Below are 16,883 nucleotides of genomic sequence, written 5' to 3'. Positions count from 1 at the left end.
GAAGTGCTGTCGAAGTGCTGTCGAGGCGTTGGATTCACCGTAAGGGATCAGTTCGGCATCTGAGATATGCGTTTTGACATGTGGACACCATCCTTGCCTGCCAAGGGGATTGGGTGAGCGGGTGGCAGGGCGTGGTGGGGGCGAGGACAGTGATTCCGGAGGAACGAAGGACGGTGAGACGGATGTCATCCATGCCGGACCCGCTGCTCGAGCGGCACGCCGAGGCGCTGCGGCTCTTCGGCCAGTACGTCCACGCGGTCTCGGACGCGCAGTGGGACGCGCCGACGCCCTGCAGCGAATGGAGCGTGCGCGACCTGGTCAACCACGTCACCGCCGAACAGCTGTGGATACCGCCCCTGGTGACCGACGGCCGCACCGTCGAGGACATCGGGAGCACCTTCAACGGCGATGTCCTCGGCACGGACCCGGCCGCCGCCTGGGACGAGGCCTCGGCCGCCGCGCACACCGCCTTCGAGATCCCCGGGGCGCTGGAGCGCACCGTCCGGCTCTCGTACGGGCCCGCGCTCGGATCGGCGTACTGCTCGGAGCTGACCGCCGACTGCGTCGTCCACACCTGGGACCTCGCGCGGGGCATCGGCGCCGACGGCCGGCTGCCGGACGGCCTCGTCGAGTTCTCCATCAAGGAGGTCATGCCCTACGCCGACGGGCTGGCCGCGAGCGGCATGTACGCCGCCCCGCTGGCGATCCCGGCCGGGGCGAACGCCCAGACCCGGCTGCTCGCGCTGCTGGGGAGGGACGGCTGACGCACAACGGGCGATCGTGGACGAATAACCGTATAAAGGCATGGGTCGGGAGTAGGAGCGCGGAGACGGCAGGGAGAGGTGGCGCGCGGTGTCGGGGATGCAGCGCACGACGGCCGAGGGCCGGGGCCCGGTCCGCTACGGCCCGCCCCCGCCCCAGCCCGGCCTGCCCGTCCTGCCCGAACTCACGGCCGTCCTCGCGGCGGCCGCCTGGCGTTCGGCCCCCGAGCCGGCCGGCGGGGGAGTGCCCGTACGGGCCGCCGCGGCCCGCCACTGGGGCCGTCGGGGGCTGCCCACCGACCCCGACCACGTGGCCGCCGGACCCGGCGCGCCCGCCCTGCTGCTCGCGCTGCTCGGCGCCTACGGCGGCGACGTCATGCTGCCCCGGCCGTGTCCCGCCTGGTGGACGCCGCAGGTCCGGCTGCTGGGACGGCGGGCCTACCACGTCCCCACCCCGGCCGAGTGCGGCGGCGTACCCGACCCGTACGCCCTGCTGGAGACCGTGCGCCGGGTGCGCGCCGAGGGCGGCGACCCGCGGGTGCTGCTGCTGTCCGTGGCCGACGACCCGACCGCTACCGTCCCGCCGCCCGAACTGCTCCGGGAGGCCTGCGAGGCCGCCGAGTCCGCCGGGCTGTTCGTCGTCAGCGACGAGACCTGGCGCGACACCGTCCACCGTCCGGCCCACGGATCGGCCCACGGAGGCCCGGGCTCCCACGGCTCCGGCGGCTCCCACGACCGGCTCGTCGTGCTCAGCCCAGCCGAGATGCTGCCGGACGACACCGCGGTGCTCCTGGACCTCTCCGGCGCGCTGCTGCCCGCCGGCTGGCCCGCCGCCGTCATCCGCTTCCCCGGCACCCCGCACGGCACCTGGCTGCGGGCCCGGACCCTGGACGTGCTCACCGCCACCGGCGGGCTCGTCGCGGGCCCCGTCGCCGGGGCGGCCGCGCACGCCCTCGACGAGCCCGCCGCCGTCGCGGGACGCACCGCCGCGGCCGCCGCCCTGCACGGCGCCGTGGCCCGGGCCGCACACCGGGAACTGCTCGCCGCCGGGGCGCTGGCCCGGCCCCCGCAGGCCGGCCGCCACCTCTACGCCGATCTGACGCCGCTGCGCTCGGGGCTCGCCCGGCAGGGGGTCGCGGACGCGATGGAACTGGAGGACTGGCTGGGCGGACGGCTCGGCGCGCCGACGCCCGGCGGGCAGCGGTTCGCGGACGAGCCCGTCGCCCCGCGGGTCCGGCTGTCGACCGGACCGCTGCTCGGCGCCACCCCGGAGGAGCAGCTCGCCGCGCTCACCGCGACCGACCCCCTCGCGCTGCCCCACGTACGGGACTCCCTGGCCCGGCTTCGGTCGGTCCTGGCCGGGCTGTCCGACTGAGACCCGCCCGCGAACCCGCCCGGAAATACCGAATGCCGCCGGTGAACGGAGACTTCTCGATGAGGGATCAGACGGACGCCCCCTCGGCTTCCCGGGCCGAGGTCAGGGCCGACGTCCGGGCCGAGACCGGCTCGGACGTCCCGGCGGCTTCCCGGGCCGGTGCCGACGCCGGTACCGGCGTCCGGCACGCGCGGCCACGGCCGCTCGGCGAACACCGGCTGTGGCCGCGCTCGTTCGCGGACCGGCTGACCACCCCGCTGCCGGGGCTGCGCGCCTTCGCCCGGCTGGCCCGCGAAGGCGCCTTCCGGCCCGGTCCCGAAGGGCTGCGCGGCATCCCCGACCTGCCGTACGCGCCCGCCCCGCTGCCCGCCGTGGCCGCCGGGACGGTGTCCGCCACCTGGGCCGGACACGCCAGCTGGATCCTGCGGATCGGCGGACTGACCGTCCTGACCGATCCCGTCTGGTCCCGGCGGATCCTCGGCACCCCGGCCCGGATGACCCCCGTCGGGGTGCGGTGGGAGGAACTGCCGCCGGTCGACGCCGTGGTGATCAGCCACAACCACTACGACCACCTCGACGCCCCCACCCTCAAACGCCTCCCGCGCTCGACACCGCTCTTCGTCCCGGCCGGTCTCGCGCGCTGGTGCCGGCGGCGGGGGTTCACCCGGGTCACCGAACTCGACTGGTGGGAGTCGGCCGAACTGGGCGGCGTACGGTTCGAGTTCGTGCCGGCGCACCACTGGTCGAAGCGGTCGCTGCTGGACGCGTGCCGGACGCTGTGGGGCGGCTGGATGCTCAGCGCCACCGCCGCCGGGGGCGGGCCCGAGAAGAAGGTCTACTTCGCGGGCGACACGGGCTACGGGCACTGGTTCGGCGAGATCGGGCGGCGGCACCCCGGCATCGATCTCGCGCTGCTCCCGATCGGGGCGTACGCCCCGCGGTGGTGGCTGCGGGACGTCCACGCGGATCCGGAGGAGGCCGTGCAGGCCTGCCTGGACCTGGGGGCGGTCCGGATGGCTCCGATGCATTGGGGGACCTTCGTGCTCTCCTCGGAGCCCGTGATGGAGCCCTTGCAGCGGGTCCGGGCCGCGTGGGCCCGTACCGGGCTGCCCCGGGAGCACCTCTGGGACCTCCCGGTCGGGGCGTCCCGGGCCCTTTAGCCGACGGCTGAGAGTGCCCGCTGCGCGGAGCGAAGTCCCCGCAGCGACCTTTGCCGCTGCACGGAGCAGAGTCCCCGAGCGGCCCTTGCCGCTGCGCGGGGCCAAGTCCCCGCAGCCCCCTTTGCCGCTGCGCGGGGCGAAGTCCCCTACCCGCCCTTCCACCGTTCCCCGGGCTCCGCCCGGACCCGTCCTGGGGCTCCGCCCCAGACCCCGGTCCTCAAACGCCGGACGGCTGAAAGCGCCCCGTGTCGGCCTGCACGTGAATGCCGTGGTCTGGGGAAACCAGCCCCGCCGGCGTTTGAGGCGCGGGGGTCCGGGGGCTGGTCCCCGGGAACGGCGCCGCACATGGCATCGGGTTCCCCGACCGGCCGGGTCAGCCGCCAGGTCGGATGCGGCGCCACAGGGCCGGGGCCGCGCTGATGAGGACGGTGAGGGCCACCGCCAGGGCCACGCCCTTCCAGGGCTCCGCGAAGAGGGAGCCGCCCACGATGCCGATCAGGCCGTACGTCGCCGCCCAGGCCAGGCAGGCGGGGCCGTCGCCGCGGGCGAACCGGCGCAGGGGGAGCTCCGCGAGGAGGCAGGCCAGCATCACCGGGATGCGGCCGCCCGGGAGGAGGCGGGAGACCACCAGGACCAGGACGCCGTGCTCGTCGAGCTTGCGCTGCGCCTGGGAGAGGCGTTCCGGGGTCGCCCGCCGGCGCAGCGCTTCGAGCCAGCGCGATCCGTTCCGGGAGTGCACCCCGCGCCGGCCCAGCCAGTACAGCGCCAGGTCCCCGGCGAAGGCGGCCAGCGAGGACACCCCGAAGACCAGCAACAGCCCGAAGGGCAGCGAGTCCTGGTGGAACGCCACCACCGCCGCCGTACTGACCAGCGCGCCCGTCGGAATGACCGGCACCAGCGCGCCCAGCGCCACCAGCACGAAGAGGGTCGGATAGCCGATCGCCTGCTGGGTGGATTCCGGCGGCACCTGCGCGGCCGCCTCCGCGAGCTGGGACAGGGCCCTCACGGCAGCCGCACCCGTTCACCGTGCGCGGGCACCCGGACCGTCACCTTCGGTGCCTCCCGCCGCGCACACCGTACGAACTCCTCGCCCGGCGCGTGGAACTCGTGCGGCCGCACCATGTCCATCCCGATCGGCCAGTACGTACCCCAGTGCACCGGAACCGCCGCCGCCGGCGCCAGCAGGGCCAGCGCCCGCGCCGCACCCGCCGCGTCCAGGTGCCCGGGACCCAGGTAGGGCCCCCAGCCGCCCACCGGCAGCAGGGCCACGTCCACCGGTCCGACCTCGTCGGCCATCGAGTCGAACAGGCCGGTGTCCCCGGCGAAGTAGGTCCGCGACGAGCCCTCGATCACGTACCCGAGCGCGGGAGCGACCCGCGGTCCGAACGGCAGCCGCCGCCCGTCGTGCCGCGCGCCGACCGCCCGGACCCGTACGCCGCCGTCCCGTACGCCGTCCCCCACCGTCACCGTGTCGCCCGGCGCCACCTCCGTGACCTCCAGCCCCCGCACCCCGGCTATCCGCGCCAGCCCCGGCACCGCGCCCGGCGCCCCGCGCGGCACCAGCAGCCGGGTGCCGCGCGCGAGGCGCGCCAGCGAGGGCAGGTGCAGATGGTCGGCGTGCAGGTGCGAGACGAGCACCGCGTCGGCGACCGCCGCCTGGGGCGGGGGCACCGCCCCGCGACGGCGCCGCAGGTGCGCCAGCCGGCGTGCGAAGAGCGGGTCCGTGAGCAGCCGGACACCGGAGTCCTCGACCGTGCACGTCGCGTGGCCCCACCAAGTGATCTCCACCGGCCCCTGATCTCCTCCCTCGTCCCGCTTGCCACCGGGTCCCGTCCGAGCCTAAAGGCTGCCCGCCCAAACCGCCCGGAACCAGGAAACCGGGCTGGGCCGTCTCTTCGGATCTTGCCTGGCCCGCGCCGCCCGGCACCGCGCCTCGCCGCACTGCCGGGGCACCCGAGTACGTCCAGTACGCGGGAGCCCCGGCAGCGCACCGAGGCACGGCACCGGACGACGCGGGCCTGACCGGCAAGATCCGAAAGAGACGGCCCCCACGCCCCCTCCTCCCCGGCGCCGGATCGGAGTAGGGTCGGGCGGCATGGATGAGCTGCGCGTGGCCGCGATCGCCAGCCTGGCCCCGCTGGAGGATCTGGACGCGGATCCCTTCGCCGTCGACACCCGGAGCCAGCACGCCATGTGCGCCCGCTGGGCCGCCGACCGGGGCTACGTGGTGACCCGCCAACTGTTCGTCTACGGGCTGCGCGCCGACCACTGCGGGCTGTGGAGCGACATCGACGCCGGGCGCGTCGACCTGTTCGTCACCGCCAACCACCGGGTGCTGACCCGTGCGCTGCGCTCCGTGGGGGAGTTCACCGCGGAGTGCGAACGACGCGGCGTACGGCTGGAAACCGCCGGTCTCGACGAGCCGCGCTACACCTCCGCGATGAAGGCCGAGGTGCACCGCCGGCTCTCCATGCCGACCGCCGGATACGACGGCACGTAGCCCCCGCTCACCATCGCCGGCCCCCCCGCCGCGCCCCCCGTACGCACATCCGCCGCCCGTGTCACCCGGCCGGTCGGGCGCCGCTGTGCGAGCCTGGACAGCGTGGGGACGGGGGCCCGTCGGCGCGGTGCGGGCCACGGTGGTGAGGCGGGTTCGGCGTGTTGCGAGGCCGGTGGCGGAGTACGGGCGGCGCCCTGGTGCGGGTGGTCATCGTTTGGGCGGTGTCCACCCTCACCATGCTCGCCCTGGCCGGAATCCTCCCCGACTTCAGGCTCCAGGCGGGCGCGGGCGGCGACCGCGACAGCATCACGCAGATAGGCCTGACGGCCGCCCTCGGCGCCGGCGCGTTCGGTCTGCTGAGCGCGCTGGTGTGGCCGGTTCTCGTACGCGCCCTGCTGCTCGTGCCGGCCCTGGTGCTCGGCCTGCTCGTCTTCTTCCTCAACGGCTCGCTGCTGCTGATCGCGCTCAGCCTGATCCCGGCCGGCCGCGGCGAGGCGGACCCCGAGACGGCGGTGGTGGTCGCCGCCGTGATGTCCGCCGTCGCCTCCGCGACCTCCACCGCGCTCGCCGTCCGGGACGACGAGGCCTACCGGCGCCGGCTCTACCGGCTCTCCGACCGCCGCCGGCGCCGCCAGCGCCGCGAGGGCCTGCCCGGGGCCGACGAACGCACCCCCGCCGTGGTGTTCCTGCAGCTCGACGGGGTCGGGTACGAGGTGCTGCGCCGCGCTGCCGGCAGCGGCCTGATGCCGACGGTGGCCGAATGGCTCGACCGCAGCCACCGCATCACCTCCTGGCGCACCGACTGGTCCAGCCAGACCGGCGCCAGCCAGCTCGGCATCCTGCACGGCTCCAACTTCGACGTGCCGGCCTTCCGCTGGTACGAGAAGGACACCGGCGAGGTGGTGGTCTGCAACCGGCCCACCAGCGCCGCCGAGCTCCAGCGGCGGGCCGTCGAACGCACCGGGAACGGGGGCCTGCTCACCCTCGACGGGGCCAGCCGCGGCAACCTCTTCAGCGGCGGCGCCGGCCAACTGGCGCTCGTCCTGTCCGTCTCCGCCCGGCGCAGCCCCCACAACCGCTCCCGCGCGGGCTACTTCGCGTACTTCTCCGACCCGGCCAACGCGGTCCGCACGGCGCTCTCCTTCGTCGCCGAGGTGGCCCGCGAGATCACCCAGTCGCTGCGCGGCCGCCTGCGCGGGGACCGGCCGCGGGTCGCCCGCGGCGGGCTGTACCCGCTGATCCGGGCCTTCGCGACGGTGGTGGAGCGCGACGTCGTGGTCGCCGCGGTGATCGGCGACATGCTGGCCGGGCGCGCCGCGGTCTACGCGGACCTGGTCGCCTACGACGAGGTCGCCCACCACTCCGGCCCGCGCTCCCGGGACACCGAGCAGGTGCTCGCCCGGCTCGACCGCAGCCTCGCGCTCATCGCCCGGGTCGCCGAGCACGCGCCCCGGGAGTACCGGATCGTGCTGCTCTCGGACCACGGCCAGAGCCCGGGGGAGACCTTCCTGGCCCGGTACGGGCTCACCCTGAAGGACCTGGTCCGCGCGGGCTGCGGGCTGCCCGTGTCCCGGAAGGCCGGCCGTACCCACAGCGGCTCCGAGGCGCGGGCCGCCGTACTGGCCGCCCTGCACCGGCCGGTGGAGGAGACGGACGAGGAGGTGCGCCCCGGGGCGGGGCCGGACCCGGTGGTACTGGCCTCGGGCAACCTCGGGCTGATCTCCTTCCCGGACCTGCCCGGCCGGGCGTCGAGGGAGCGGATCGAGCGCGCGCACCCGGCGCTGCTCCCCACCCTGGCGAACCACCCCGGGGTCGGGTTCCTCCTCGTCGACGGGACCGTCCTGATGGCGGACGGGGCCGAGGCGCGGCTGGACGAACCGGGCGCGGCGGAGGCACTGCTGGCCCCCTTCGGCCCGGGCGCGGCGCGGGCGGTCCGGCGGACCGACACCTTCCCGCACGTGGCCGACGTGATGGTGAACTCGGCCTACGACCCGGAGACGGGTTCGGTGCACGCCTTCGAGGAGCAGATCGGCTCGCACGGCGGCCTGGGCGGGGAGCAGGGCCACCCCTTCCTGATGTGGCCGGTGGAGCTGTCCGAGCCGGTGTACCGCCCCGACGGGGAGCTGGTGGGTGCGGAGGCCGTCCACGAGGTCCTGCGCCGCTGGCTCACCGAGGCGGACGGCCCCCAGGTCCCGGTCTCCCCGGAGATCTCCGTCGCCCCGGGCACGGACCCGGCCTAGACCGTCCCGCCGAAGACATCGCGCCGAAGGCATCGCGTTGAAGGCATCGCGCGGCCGCCCGGCCGGGGCGTACGTTGGAAGCAGAGTCCATCAGGGGGGCTCCAAGGGGTCGCCATGTCCGCGATCAGCAAGAGCATCGACATAGACCGCAGTCCCGAGGACGTCTACTCGTACATCACGGACCCCACGCACCTGCCGGAGTGGCAGGACAGCGCCGTGTCCGCGGTGCCGATGGGGGACCTCCCCGTCCACGTCGGTTCGAAGGTCCTCGTCACCCGGCAGATCGGCAGGCGGCGGGTCCCCACGACCATGCAGGTCATGGAACTCGACCCGCCGAGGAGCTGGCACTTCCACGGCCTGGACGGGCCGGTCCGGCCGGACGTGCGGGGCCACATCGAACCCCTCGACGGCGGCGCCCGCTCGCGGGTGACCATCGCCGTCGACTTCGAGGGCCACGGTCTGGGCAGGGCGCTGGTACCGCTCGCGGTCAAGCCCATGGTCCGCAAGGAGATGCCGCGCAGCGAGGAGAAGCTGAAGCACCTGCTGGAGCACTCCGCTGCCTGAGCACAAGGGGCGGAGGGCCATCGGAGGCACGGAAAAACCGGGTGCTCCGGGACATGCGGTGTGTTCACACTGGGCGCACCGCATACCCGGACCCCTAAGGACACCCCTCCCGTGCAGGCCGCCGTCACCGTCACCCCCGCCCAGCTCCCCGACCTGCTCCTCGGGCTCGCCACCGTGCGGCCCGTGTTCCTGTGGGGCGCGCCCGGCATCGGCAAGTCCTCGCTCGTGCGCAAGTTCGCCGACTCGCTGGGGCTGGGGTGCGTGAGCCTGCTCGGTACCCAGCTGGCGCCCGAGGACCTGATCGGCGTACCGCAGATCCGTGACGGGCGTTCGGTGTCTGCCCGCCGGAGGCCATCGCCCGCGAGGAGCCGTACTGCCTGTTCCTCGACGAGCTCAACGCCGCGAGCCCGGACGTGCAGAAGGCCTTCTACTCGCTGATCCTCGACCGGCGGATCGGCTCCTACGAGCTGCCCGCGGGCTCCATGGTCATCGGCGCGGGCAACCGGGCCACCGACAACGCCCTGGCCCGGCCCATCGCCTCCGCGCTGGTCAACCGGCTCACCCACGTCCACCTGACGGCCTCGGCCGGCGACTGGCTGGTCTGGGCGGGCGAGAACGGCATCCACCCCTGGGTGACCGACTACCTCACCGACCGCCCCGACCACCTCTGGTCGCAGCCGCCCAAGAGCGAGGAGCCGTTCTCCACGCCCCGCTCCTGGCACATGCTCTCCGACGCCCTGCACTCCTTCGGCCAGGACCTCGACGAGCAGACCCTCGGCGTGCTCGCGCACGGCACCCTCACCCCCGCGCACGCCGTCTCCTTCCGCGGCTACGCCAAGATCGTCCGGCACACCTTCGGCATCGACGCGGTCATCAAGGGCGACGCCTCCTGGCCCGCCCGCACGGAGGACCGCGACCTGCTGTACTACCTCGCCGAGGCCTTCCGGGGCCGGCTGGTCAAGGAACTGCCGACCCGCAAGGAACACGTCTCGCCGGGCGTCCGCCAGACCGCCTACCGCGCGAAGTCCCTGCTCGTGCAGCTCGCCGAGATCTCCGTGGAGGTGGCCCAGACCGTCATCGCCGACGACGTCGACGGCCTGCCGGTGCTGCCCGCCTGGTTCCTCATCGAAGCCGCCCGCGACATGCCGCGCCTGGTCGAGGCCCGCCGGTGAGCAGCAAGGCCAAGCAGGGCAAGGAGCCCAAGCCCGACCCGGCCACCCTCGCCTACGAGGCGGGGCGGGCCGCCGTCCGGCAGAACCCCGCGCTGAACGCCGTGTCCGCCACCCACTGCCGCAGCCCGAAGTGCGCGCACTGCGCCACCGCCGGGCTCGCCGTGGTCACCTCCAACGGGGTGATCCACGCCCACCCGACCCGCCCCCATAGCCCTTCGGGCATGGGGGGACCCCCGGCCGAGCCCGCCGAGTGGGCCTGGGCCCTGGCGCACGGCCTGCTCCACCTCGGCTTCGGGCACGTACCCGCCGCCAAGGAGGACGACCGGCCACAGCCCGACCGCGCCGAGACCGCCGCCCGCTGCGTCGTCGTCAACCGCTTCCTGCAGAACTTCCCCGTCGGCCGGGCCCCCGACCGGCTGCCCGACCAGTACCCCGGCGGCGACGAGGAACAGCTCGCCCGCGCCTGGCGGCAGGACGGCGTCCCGCCCCGCTACATCCTGGAAGCCTGGTCGCACTGGAGCGCCGTCCCCGACTGGCAGACCGGCTTCGCCCACGCCCTCACCCGGTCCGTGTCCGCCACCATGGACCTGGCCGGCGGCGTGAAAGCCGCCGGCCCCAACCGTACGAGCCCTGAACTGGCTCGTCTCCTCCTACCGTTCCTTGGAGAGGTGGCCATAATCGGCCGCATCGCCACGAGCCAGGCATTTCCGCCTGGTGCCCCGCGAACGGTCTTCGGGGCGCAGGGGCCGGGTTCGAGCTCGGCGTACTCGCGTCTTGTCCGCTTGCTGCGGTGCGCGGCATCCTCGCAAGTCCGGTAGTCCCTGCATGCCGTGGCCATTGGCTGGGGCCCGCGGGGTAGCTCTCTCTGCGCGATCCATCTGGTCGTGCACAGTCACACCTACGCGATAACAGCCGAAGCCTGGAACCACGATCGCTAGACAGCGTAGCGCCGAAACCGTTGCCCCACTTGACCAAGCGTGGCCAACGGTTCACGGAGCAAGAGCCGATCTGCTGACCCACCCGTCCACCGACCTGGACGAGTTCTACCGCGGCGGCCTGGTCCAGGGCTTCGACCTGCACGGATACGGGGAGCGCGGACTGCTGCCCGCCGGGCTGGTGCAGGAGATCCGGGCGCTGGCCCACCCTCCCCCATAGCCCTTCGGGCATGGGGGGACCCCCGGGTGCCCTGGGACGCGCGCCTGGCCCGCTGGTTCGACGAGTACGTGCCCCGCCCGGAGCCGGTACGCAGCTTCGCGCGCCCGGCCCGCCGCCAGGCCTCCACCCCGGACATCCCGCGCGCGGGACGGTACTTCCCGCTCGAGGAGACCGCCCGCTGCACCTTCGGCGTGGTCCTCGACACCTCGGGGTCGATGGACACCGCCCTGCTCGGCAAGGCGCTCGGCGCCATCGCCTCGTACGCCGAAGCCCGCGACGTGCCGGCCGCCCGCGTCGTGTTCTGCGACGCGGCGCCGTACGACGCGGGCTATCTGCCCCCGACCGAGATCGCGGGCCGGGTGAAGGTGCGCGGCCGGGGCGGGACCGTGCTGCAGCCGGGCATCGACCTGCTGCTGCGGGCGGAGGACTTCCCGCCCGGGGCCCCGGTCCTGGTGATCACCGACGGCTGGACCGACACCCTGCGGATCCGGCGCGAGCACGCCTTCCTGGTTCCGCAGGGCGCCTGTCTGCCGTTCACGCCCCGCGGGCCGGTCTTCCGACTGGCCTGAGGGGCGTGCGACCCGACTTTTTTAGTCGAGGTAGTCGCGCAGCACCTGCGAGCGCGACGGGTGACGGAGCTTCGACATGGTCTTCGACTCGATCTGGCGGATGCGCTCACGGGTGACCCCGTACACGCGGCCGATCTCGTCGAGGGTCTTCGGCTGGCCGTCGTTGAGGCCGTAGCGCATGGAGACCACGCCCGCCTCGCGCTCCGAGAGCGTGCCCAGGATGGACTGGAGCTGCTCCTGGAGGAAGGTGAAGGAGACCGCGTCGGCCGGCACGACCGCCTCGGAGTCCTCGATGAGGTCACCGAACTCGCTGTCGCCCTCCTCACCCAGCGGGGTGTGCAGGGAGATCGGCTCGCGGCCGTACTTCTGGACCTCGATGACCTTCTCGGGGGTCATGTCGAGTTCCTTGCCCAGCTCCTCCGGAGTGGGCTCCCGGCCGAGGTCCTGGAGCATCTGGCGCTGGACGCGGGCCAGCTTGTTGATGATCTCGACCATGTGGACGGGGATGCGGATGGTGCGCGACTGGTCGGCCATGGCACGCGTGATCGCCTGCCGGATCCACCAGGTCGCGTACGTGGAGAACTTGAAGCCCTTGGTGTAGTCGAACTTCTCCACGGCGCGGATCAGACCGACGTTGCCCTCCTGGATCAGGTCCAGGAAGAGCATGCCGCGGCCGGTGTAGCGCTTGGCGAGGGAGACCACGAGGCGGAGGTTGGCCTCCAGCAGGTGGTTCTTGGCCCGGCGGCCGTCCTCGACGAGGATCTCCAGCTCGCGCTTGAACGCGGGCTTGTGGTCCTCCTCCTCTTCGAGCTTGTACTCGGAGAAGAGACCGGCCTCGATGCGCTTGGCGAGCTCCACCTCCTGCTCGGCGTTGAGCAGCGGCACCTTGCCGATGAGCTTGAGGTAGTCCTTGACGGGGTCGGCGGTGGCACCGGCGACCATGACGGTCTGCGCCGGGGCGTCGTCCTCGTCGTCGTCGGACAGGACGAAGCCGGCGCTGCCGCCCGTCTTGGGCGTCTCCTTCTCGTCGCCCTCGTCCAGGTCCTCGGCCGCCCAGTCCTCGCCCTCGGCCACGGGGGCGTCGCCCTCGTCGCCGTCCTTGGCGGTCTTCTTCGTGGCGGCCGTCTTCTTCACGGCGGTCTTCTTCACGGCGGTCTTCTTGACCGCACGCTTCTTCGGCGCGGCGGCGGCCTCGGCCGCCACCTCCTCCTCGGTCCCGGAGGCCGACGGATCGGATATCGCCGCGGCGGGGGTGGTGGCAGCCGTCTTGCGCGCACCGATGAGGCGCGGCGGGGCGGCGGCCTTCTTGGCGACGGTGCGCGCCGGGGCGGCGGCCGCCTTGCGCGCCTTCTTGGCGGGAGCCTTCGTGGCGGGGGCGGCGCTGACGTGCAGCGCGACGCCCTCCTCGTCCAGGACCTGGTTCAGGCTGCGCAGGACCCGCTTCCACTGGTCCACCGGGATGCGGCCGGCCTCGAAGGCCTGGCGCACGTCATCACCGTTGATGTGACCCTGCTCGCGGCCACGCTCGACAAGCGCGACCAGGGCCTCGGATTCGGCGATCTCCGTGGGGAACGTACGGGACGGGCTGAGCGACACAAGGAGCCTCTCGTTGCGAACAGATAAGGGGTGGCGGGACATCATCGCGCGAACTCGGGAAACAGACCCGAGGGGGGTCTGTATTCCGGGCCGCACGAGGACACCTGTCGGTTCATCGCATGCCCGAGTAGATTCGTTACGCGCTGAATTGAGTGACCTGCGCCACGCTGTGACCGGGGAGCCGGTCGCGGGTGGTCGCGTCCGCCCGTTTTGTCAGCCCGTTTTGCGGGCCTCGATGAGAAAACGGGCGGTGTGTGCGACGAACGGGCCTTCGCGCTCGATCTGTTCGTGCAGCTCGCGCAACCGGTCCCGATGCTGCCCGACCGTGAAGCCCGGCACCATCCAGATCACCTTCCGTAGAAAGTAGATCACGGCTCCGATGTCGTGGAACTCCGTCCGCAGCCGCTCGGAGCGCAGATCGATCACCTCCAGTCCCGTCTTCGTGGCCTCGGCGACCGCGTCGTCGGGGTGCCGGCCCCGCCGGACCTCCTCCGGTTGCGGTCCCAGGAAGTACTCCACGAGCTCGAAAACGCTCGCCGGGCCGACCTGCTGGGAGAGGTACGTGCCGCCGGGCTTCAGCACCCGCGCGATCTCCTCCCACCAGATCGTGACCGGATGCCGGCTGGCGACGAGCTCGAAGGCCTCGTCGCCGAACGGCAGCGGCGGCTCGTCGGAGTCCGCGACCACGACCGCGCCGAGCGGGTGCAGCAGCCTTGTCGCCTTGTCGATGTTCGGCGGCCAGGACTCGGTGGCCACCGTCAGCCGCGGCAGGGGCCCGGCTCCGGCGAGCACCTCCCCGCCGCCGGTCTGGATGTCCAGGGCGGAGCCGGCCTGCGCCAGGCGCCGCGCCAGGAGGCCCTGGTAGCCCCAGGAGGGGCGCTGCTCGGTGGCGCGGCCGTCGAGCCAGGAGAAGTCCCAGCCGTCCACGGAGACCGATTCTGCTTCCGCGACGAGATGGTCGAAAGTGCGCGTCATGTCTCGATCGTCCCAGGTCCGGCCCCGGTCATCCACCGGATTGCCGGGGCCGGGGCGCCCTCCCGGCCCGCCGGACCTGTCGGGAGGGGGGCCGCGGGGGTCGCCTACACTGGGCGGCGGGCCGTGACTGGCGTTCGGGTGGATCACCACCGGGGAGCGGCCCGGCGTACTCCCGTATCCGTACGCCGACTGCCGCGCGCCTGGGCGAACCGCGATCCCGCAGCGACGCTCAGGAGCCCCGATGACAACTCAGACGACTGCCCAGCCGGCACGGACCGCCACGCTGATGGACGGCACCGCCCTCGCCCGCCGCATCTCGGAGCAGACCGCCGAGTACGCCGCGAAGATCACCGAGCGCACCGGCACCGCGCCCTGTCTGGCGACCGTGCTCGTCGGCGAGGACCCCGCGTCCGTCACCTACGTCCGCATGAAGCAGAACCGCTGCGCCAAGGCCGGGATCACCTCCCGCCACGTGGAGCTGCCGGCCAGGGCGACCACCGAGGAGCTCGTCGCCACCCTGACCGCGCTCTCCGAGGACCCGGAGATCAGCGGCATCCTGCTCCAGCACCCCGTCCCGCACCACATCGACGAGCGCGCCGCCTTCGAGGCCATCGCCCCGGGCAAGGACGTCGACGGGGTCACCATGCACTCCTTCGCCGCCATGGGCTTCGGACTGCCGGGCTTCGTCTCCTGCACCCCCGGCGGCATCATGCGCCTGCTGGCGGCCTACGACGTGGACCTGACCGGCAAGCACGCCGTGGTCGTCGGCCGCAGCGCGATCCTGGGCAAGCCCGCCGGGATGCTGCTGCTCGAGCAGAACGCCACCGTCACCTACTGCCACTCGCGCACCGTGGACCTGCCGTCCATCGTCCGCCAGGCGGACGTGCTGGTCGCCGCCGTCGGCAAGGCCGAGTTCATCCGCGGCGAGGACATCAAGCCGGGCGCCGTGGTCCTGGACGCCGGCTACAACGAGGGCAACGTCGGCGACGTCCACTTCGAGTCGGCCGCCGCCCGCGCCTCGCTGATCACCCCGGTACCGGGCGGCGTCGGCCCGATGACCATCGCGGTGCTGCTGGAGCAGACCGTCCAGGCCGCCGCAGCGCAGGCCGGCCTGGCCCTCGCGGACCTCTGACCCGGTCCGCACCCCTGCCGCAAGGCGAACGCCCCGGGCCCTTCGGTCCGGGGCGTTCTGTTTCCCCCGGTAACCGGCCGAAAGGACGATCCGGGTCCGGCCCGGGAGGGCTCCACTGAATATGTGAAGCCTTCGATGGATATGCAGAAGCCCCCGGCGTCGGACGCAGCACCGGACGCGGCGGCGGTGGGCAGGAAGCGCCACCCGCGCGGGCTCGCCACCCTCGTCCTCGCCGAGCTGTGGGAGCGCTTCAGCCTCTACGGCATGGTCGCCATCCTCGTGCACTTCCTCGCCGCCTCCCGCGGCCACGGGGGCATGGGCCTCCACGAGGGCACCGCGGAGGCCGTGGAGGGGGTTTACATGGCCATGATCTCGTTGCTGGCGCTCCCCGGCGGCTGGATCGCCGACCGGTTCCTCGGCGCCCGGCGGGCCGTCCTGTGGGGCGGTGTGGTCATCATGGCCGGCCACGTCCTGATGGCCGTCCCGAACCCGGTCTTCGTCTGGCCCGGCCTGGTCCTCATCGTCATCGGCACCGGGCTGCTCAAGCCGAACATCTCCGCGCTGGTCGGCCGGCTGTACGCCGCCGACGACGACCAGCGGCGCGACGCCGGCTACTCGATCTTCTACATGGGCATCAACCTCGGCGCCGTCATCGCCCCGCTCGTCGTCGGCTACCTCGGCGAAGAGGTCAACTGGCACCTCGGCTTCGGCGCCGCCGCCGTCGGCATGGCCCTCGGCCTGGTCCAGTACGTCCTCGGCGGCCGCCACCTGTCCGAGCAGCTGCGGGCCGAGCCCGTGGTCCGGCTCACCGCTGCCGAGCGGACCAAGATCCGCAAGTCCTCCTCGTACGGCCTGGTCTTCACTGCCGTACTGATCACCCTGCTGGTCGCCGCGCACGCGCTGAGCATCGACAACATCACCTTCGTGCTGACGATCGTCGCCGTGGTGGTCCCGGCGGGCGTGCTGCTCTCGATGTACCGCAGCCCCAAGATCGACCGGGTCGAGAAGACCCGGCTGCGGGCCTACGTCTGGCTCTTCCTGGCCGCCACGCTGTTCTGGCTGGTCTACGACCAGATGGGCAACGAGCTGAACCTGTTCGCCGCCCAGAAGACCGACCTGTCCCTGCTCGGATGGCACATCCCGGCGAGCTGGACCCAGTCGCTGCCCTCGCTGTTCGTGATCATCCTGGCCCCCGTCTTCGCCGCCTTCTGGGTGCGCCGGGGCAAGCACATGAGCACCCCGTTCAAGTTCGGCCTGGCCCTGCTGCTGACCGGCGCCTCCTTCGTGGTCATGTCGGGCGCCGCGGCCATCGCCTCCAGCGGGGTCAAGGTCTCGCTGATGTGGCTGGTCGGCGTGTACGTGATCCAGGTGATGGGCGAGATGTGCCTGAGCCCGGTGGGCCTCTCGGTCACCACGAAGCTCGCCCCCCGGGCCTTCACCAATCAAATGATGGGCGTATGGTTCCTCGCCGCCGCCACCGGAGACGCGATCGGCGCGCAGCTGCCCCGGCTCGACGCGGTGATCGGCCAGAGCTGGAACTTCCTGTGGCAGGGCGCCATGGTGATCGCGGCGGGCGCGGTGATGGTCTTCTTCACCAAGCGGCTCAAGGTCCTGACGGGCGAGGCGGCCGCGGCCCGCGAGACGGTGGCGGTGGCGGCCTGAACCGGGGCGCCCGAACCGGTTC

The 16,883-nt window shown here is 73.1% G+C and carries 12 protein-coding genes, 2 pseudogenes and 1 riboswitch; of the genes and pseudogenes, 10 read left to right on the top strand and 4 right to left on the bottom strand.

Annotation, left to right across the window (positions count from 1 at the left end; all coding sequences use genetic code 11):
* The first annotated feature begins 191 nt into the window (after positions 1 to 191).
* The 3 genes from ACODT5_RS10080 (at position 192) to ACODT5_RS10070 (ending at position 3,296) form a co-directional block, all read left to right on the top strand.
* Complete coding sequence (locus tag ACODT5_RS10080; protein ID WP_422519616.1) at positions 192 to 764, top strand: TIGR03086 family metal-binding protein; 573 nt, start codon at positions 192 to 194, stop codon at positions 762 to 764.
* A gap of 97 nt (positions 765 to 861) precedes the next feature.
* The gene (locus ACODT5_RS10075; protein WP_422518832.1) at positions 862 to 2,136 is read left to right on the top strand and encodes an aminotransferase class I/II-fold pyridoxal phosphate-dependent enzyme; all 1,275 of its coding nucleotides are present in this window, start codon (positions 862 to 864) and stop codon (positions 2,134 to 2,136) included.
* 59 nt (positions 2,137 to 2,195) lie between these two features.
* On the top strand, positions 2,196 to 3,296 hold the full coding sequence (locus ACODT5_RS10070; RefSeq protein WP_422518831.1) for an MBL fold metallo-hydrolase: 1,101 nt from the start codon (positions 2,196 to 2,198) through the stop codon (positions 3,294 to 3,296).
* Between the two features lie 373 nt (positions 3,297 to 3,669).
* Here the strand turns inward: ACODT5_RS10070 and ACODT5_RS10065 are convergent, their stop codons facing one another.
* On the bottom strand, positions 3,670 to 4,293 hold the full coding sequence (locus ACODT5_RS10065; RefSeq protein ID WP_422519615.1) for a DedA family protein: 624 nt from the start codon (positions 4,291 to 4,293) through the stop codon (positions 3,670 to 3,672).
* Between the two features lie 5 nt (positions 4,294 to 4,298).
* On the bottom strand, positions 4,299 to 5,084 hold the full coding sequence (locus ACODT5_RS10060) for an MBL fold metallo-hydrolase (RefSeq protein WP_422518830.1): 786 nt from the start codon (positions 5,082 to 5,084) through the stop codon (positions 4,299 to 4,301).
* Between the two features lie 307 nt (positions 5,085 to 5,391).
* Between ACODT5_RS10060 and ACODT5_RS10055 the strand changes: the two genes are divergently transcribed.
* From ACODT5_RS10055 to ACODT5_RS10035, 5 genes and pseudogenes are all read left to right on the top strand, one after another.
* Complete coding sequence (locus tag ACODT5_RS10055; RefSeq protein ID WP_422518829.1) at positions 5,392 to 5,796, top strand: hypothetical protein; 405 nt, start codon at positions 5,392 to 5,394, stop codon at positions 5,794 to 5,796.
* A 158-nt stretch (positions 5,797 to 5,954) separates the two neighbouring features.
* The gene (locus ACODT5_RS10050; RefSeq protein WP_422518828.1) at positions 5,955 to 8,036 is read left to right on the top strand and encodes a phage holin family protein; all 2,082 of its coding nucleotides are present in this window, start codon (positions 5,955 to 5,957) and stop codon (positions 8,034 to 8,036) included.
* 114 nt (positions 8,037 to 8,150) lie between these two features.
* Complete coding sequence (locus ACODT5_RS10045) at positions 8,151 to 8,600, top strand: SRPBCC family protein (RefSeq protein ID WP_422518827.1); 450 nt, start codon at positions 8,151 to 8,153, stop codon at positions 8,598 to 8,600.
* Positions 8,601 to 8,711: 111 nt separating this feature from the next.
* Positions 8,712 to 9,772 (top strand): annotated as a pseudogene (locus ACODT5_RS10040) (ATP-binding protein).
* Positions 9,715 to 11,496: pseudogene (locus tag ACODT5_RS10035) on the top strand (vWA domain-containing protein). The pseudogenes ACODT5_RS10040 and ACODT5_RS10035 overlap by 58 nt, the downstream one beginning before the upstream one ends.
* Positions 11,497 to 11,517: 21 nt before the next feature.
* Here the strand turns inward: ACODT5_RS10035 and ACODT5_RS10030 are convergent.
* A complete protein-coding gene (locus ACODT5_RS10030) occupies positions 11,518 to 13,092 on the bottom strand; it encodes an RNA polymerase sigma factor (protein WP_385376681.1) in 1,575 nt (524 codons plus the stop codon).
* Positions 13,093 to 13,305: 213 nt separating this feature from the next.
* Complete coding sequence (locus tag ACODT5_RS10025) at positions 13,306 to 14,067, bottom strand: methyltransferase domain-containing protein (protein WP_422518826.1); 762 nt, start codon at positions 14,065 to 14,067, stop codon at positions 13,306 to 13,308.
* A 113-nt stretch (positions 14,068 to 14,180) separates the two neighbouring features.
* A riboswitch (ZMP/ZTP riboswitch) is annotated at positions 14,181 to 14,280 on the top strand.
* A 28-nt stretch (positions 14,281 to 14,308) separates the two neighbouring features.
* On the opposite strand from ACODT5_RS10025, the gene ACODT5_RS10020 reads away from it, so the two are divergent.
* Both ACODT5_RS10020 and ACODT5_RS10015 read left to right on the top strand, forming a co-directional pair.
* Complete coding sequence (locus ACODT5_RS10020; protein ID WP_422518825.1) at positions 14,309 to 15,199, top strand: bifunctional 5,10-methylenetetrahydrofolate dehydrogenase/5,10-methenyltetrahydrofolate cyclohydrolase; 891 nt, start codon at positions 14,309 to 14,311, stop codon at positions 15,197 to 15,199.
* A 135-nt stretch (positions 15,200 to 15,334) separates the two neighbouring features.
* Entirely contained in the window at positions 15,335 to 16,861 is a 1,527-nt protein-coding gene (locus ACODT5_RS10015; protein WP_422518824.1) for a peptide MFS transporter, read from the top strand.
* Positions 16,862 to 16,883 lie beyond the last annotated feature (22 nt).

The sequence above is a fragment of the Streptomyces tatrensis genome, from assembly GCF_049310065.1.
Taxonomy (GTDB): domain Bacteria; phylum Actinomycetota; class Actinomycetes; order Streptomycetales; family Streptomycetaceae; genus Streptomyces.
This window is presented reverse-complemented; position numbering and strand designations above follow the sequence as displayed.

What these genes read in the sequence shown, in the direction of transcription:
- ACODT5_RS10080 (WP_422519616.1), top strand. Translation starts at nt 192, where the DNA reads ATGCCGGACCCGCTGCTCGAGCGGCACGCCGAGGCGCTGCGGCTCTTC.
- ACODT5_RS10075 (WP_422518832.1), top strand. Translation starts at nt 862, where the DNA reads ATGCAGCGCACGACGGCCGAGGGCCGGGGCCCGGTCCGCTACGGCCCG.
- ACODT5_RS10070 (WP_422518831.1), top strand. Translation starts at nt 2,196, where the DNA reads ATGAGGGATCAGACGGACGCCCCCTCGGCTTCCCGGGCCGAGGTCAGG.
- ACODT5_RS10055 (WP_422518829.1), top strand. Translation starts at nt 5,392, where the DNA reads ATGGATGAGCTGCGCGTGGCCGCGATCGCCAGCCTGGCCCCGCTGGAG.
- ACODT5_RS10045 (WP_422518827.1), top strand. Translation starts at nt 8,151, where the DNA reads ATGTCCGCGATCAGCAAGAGCATCGACATAGACCGCAGTCCCGAGGAC.
- ACODT5_RS10025 (WP_422518826.1), bottom strand. Translation starts at nt 14,067, where the DNA reads ATGACGCGCACTTTCGACCATCTCGTCGCGGAAGCAGAATCGGTCTCC.
- ACODT5_RS10020 (WP_422518825.1), top strand. Translation starts at nt 14,309, where the DNA reads ATGACAACTCAGACGACTGCCCAGCCGGCACGGACCGCCACGCTGATG.
- ACODT5_RS10015 (WP_422518824.1), top strand. Translation starts at nt 15,335, where the DNA reads ATGGATATGCAGAAGCCCCCGGCGTCGGACGCAGCACCGGACGCGGCG.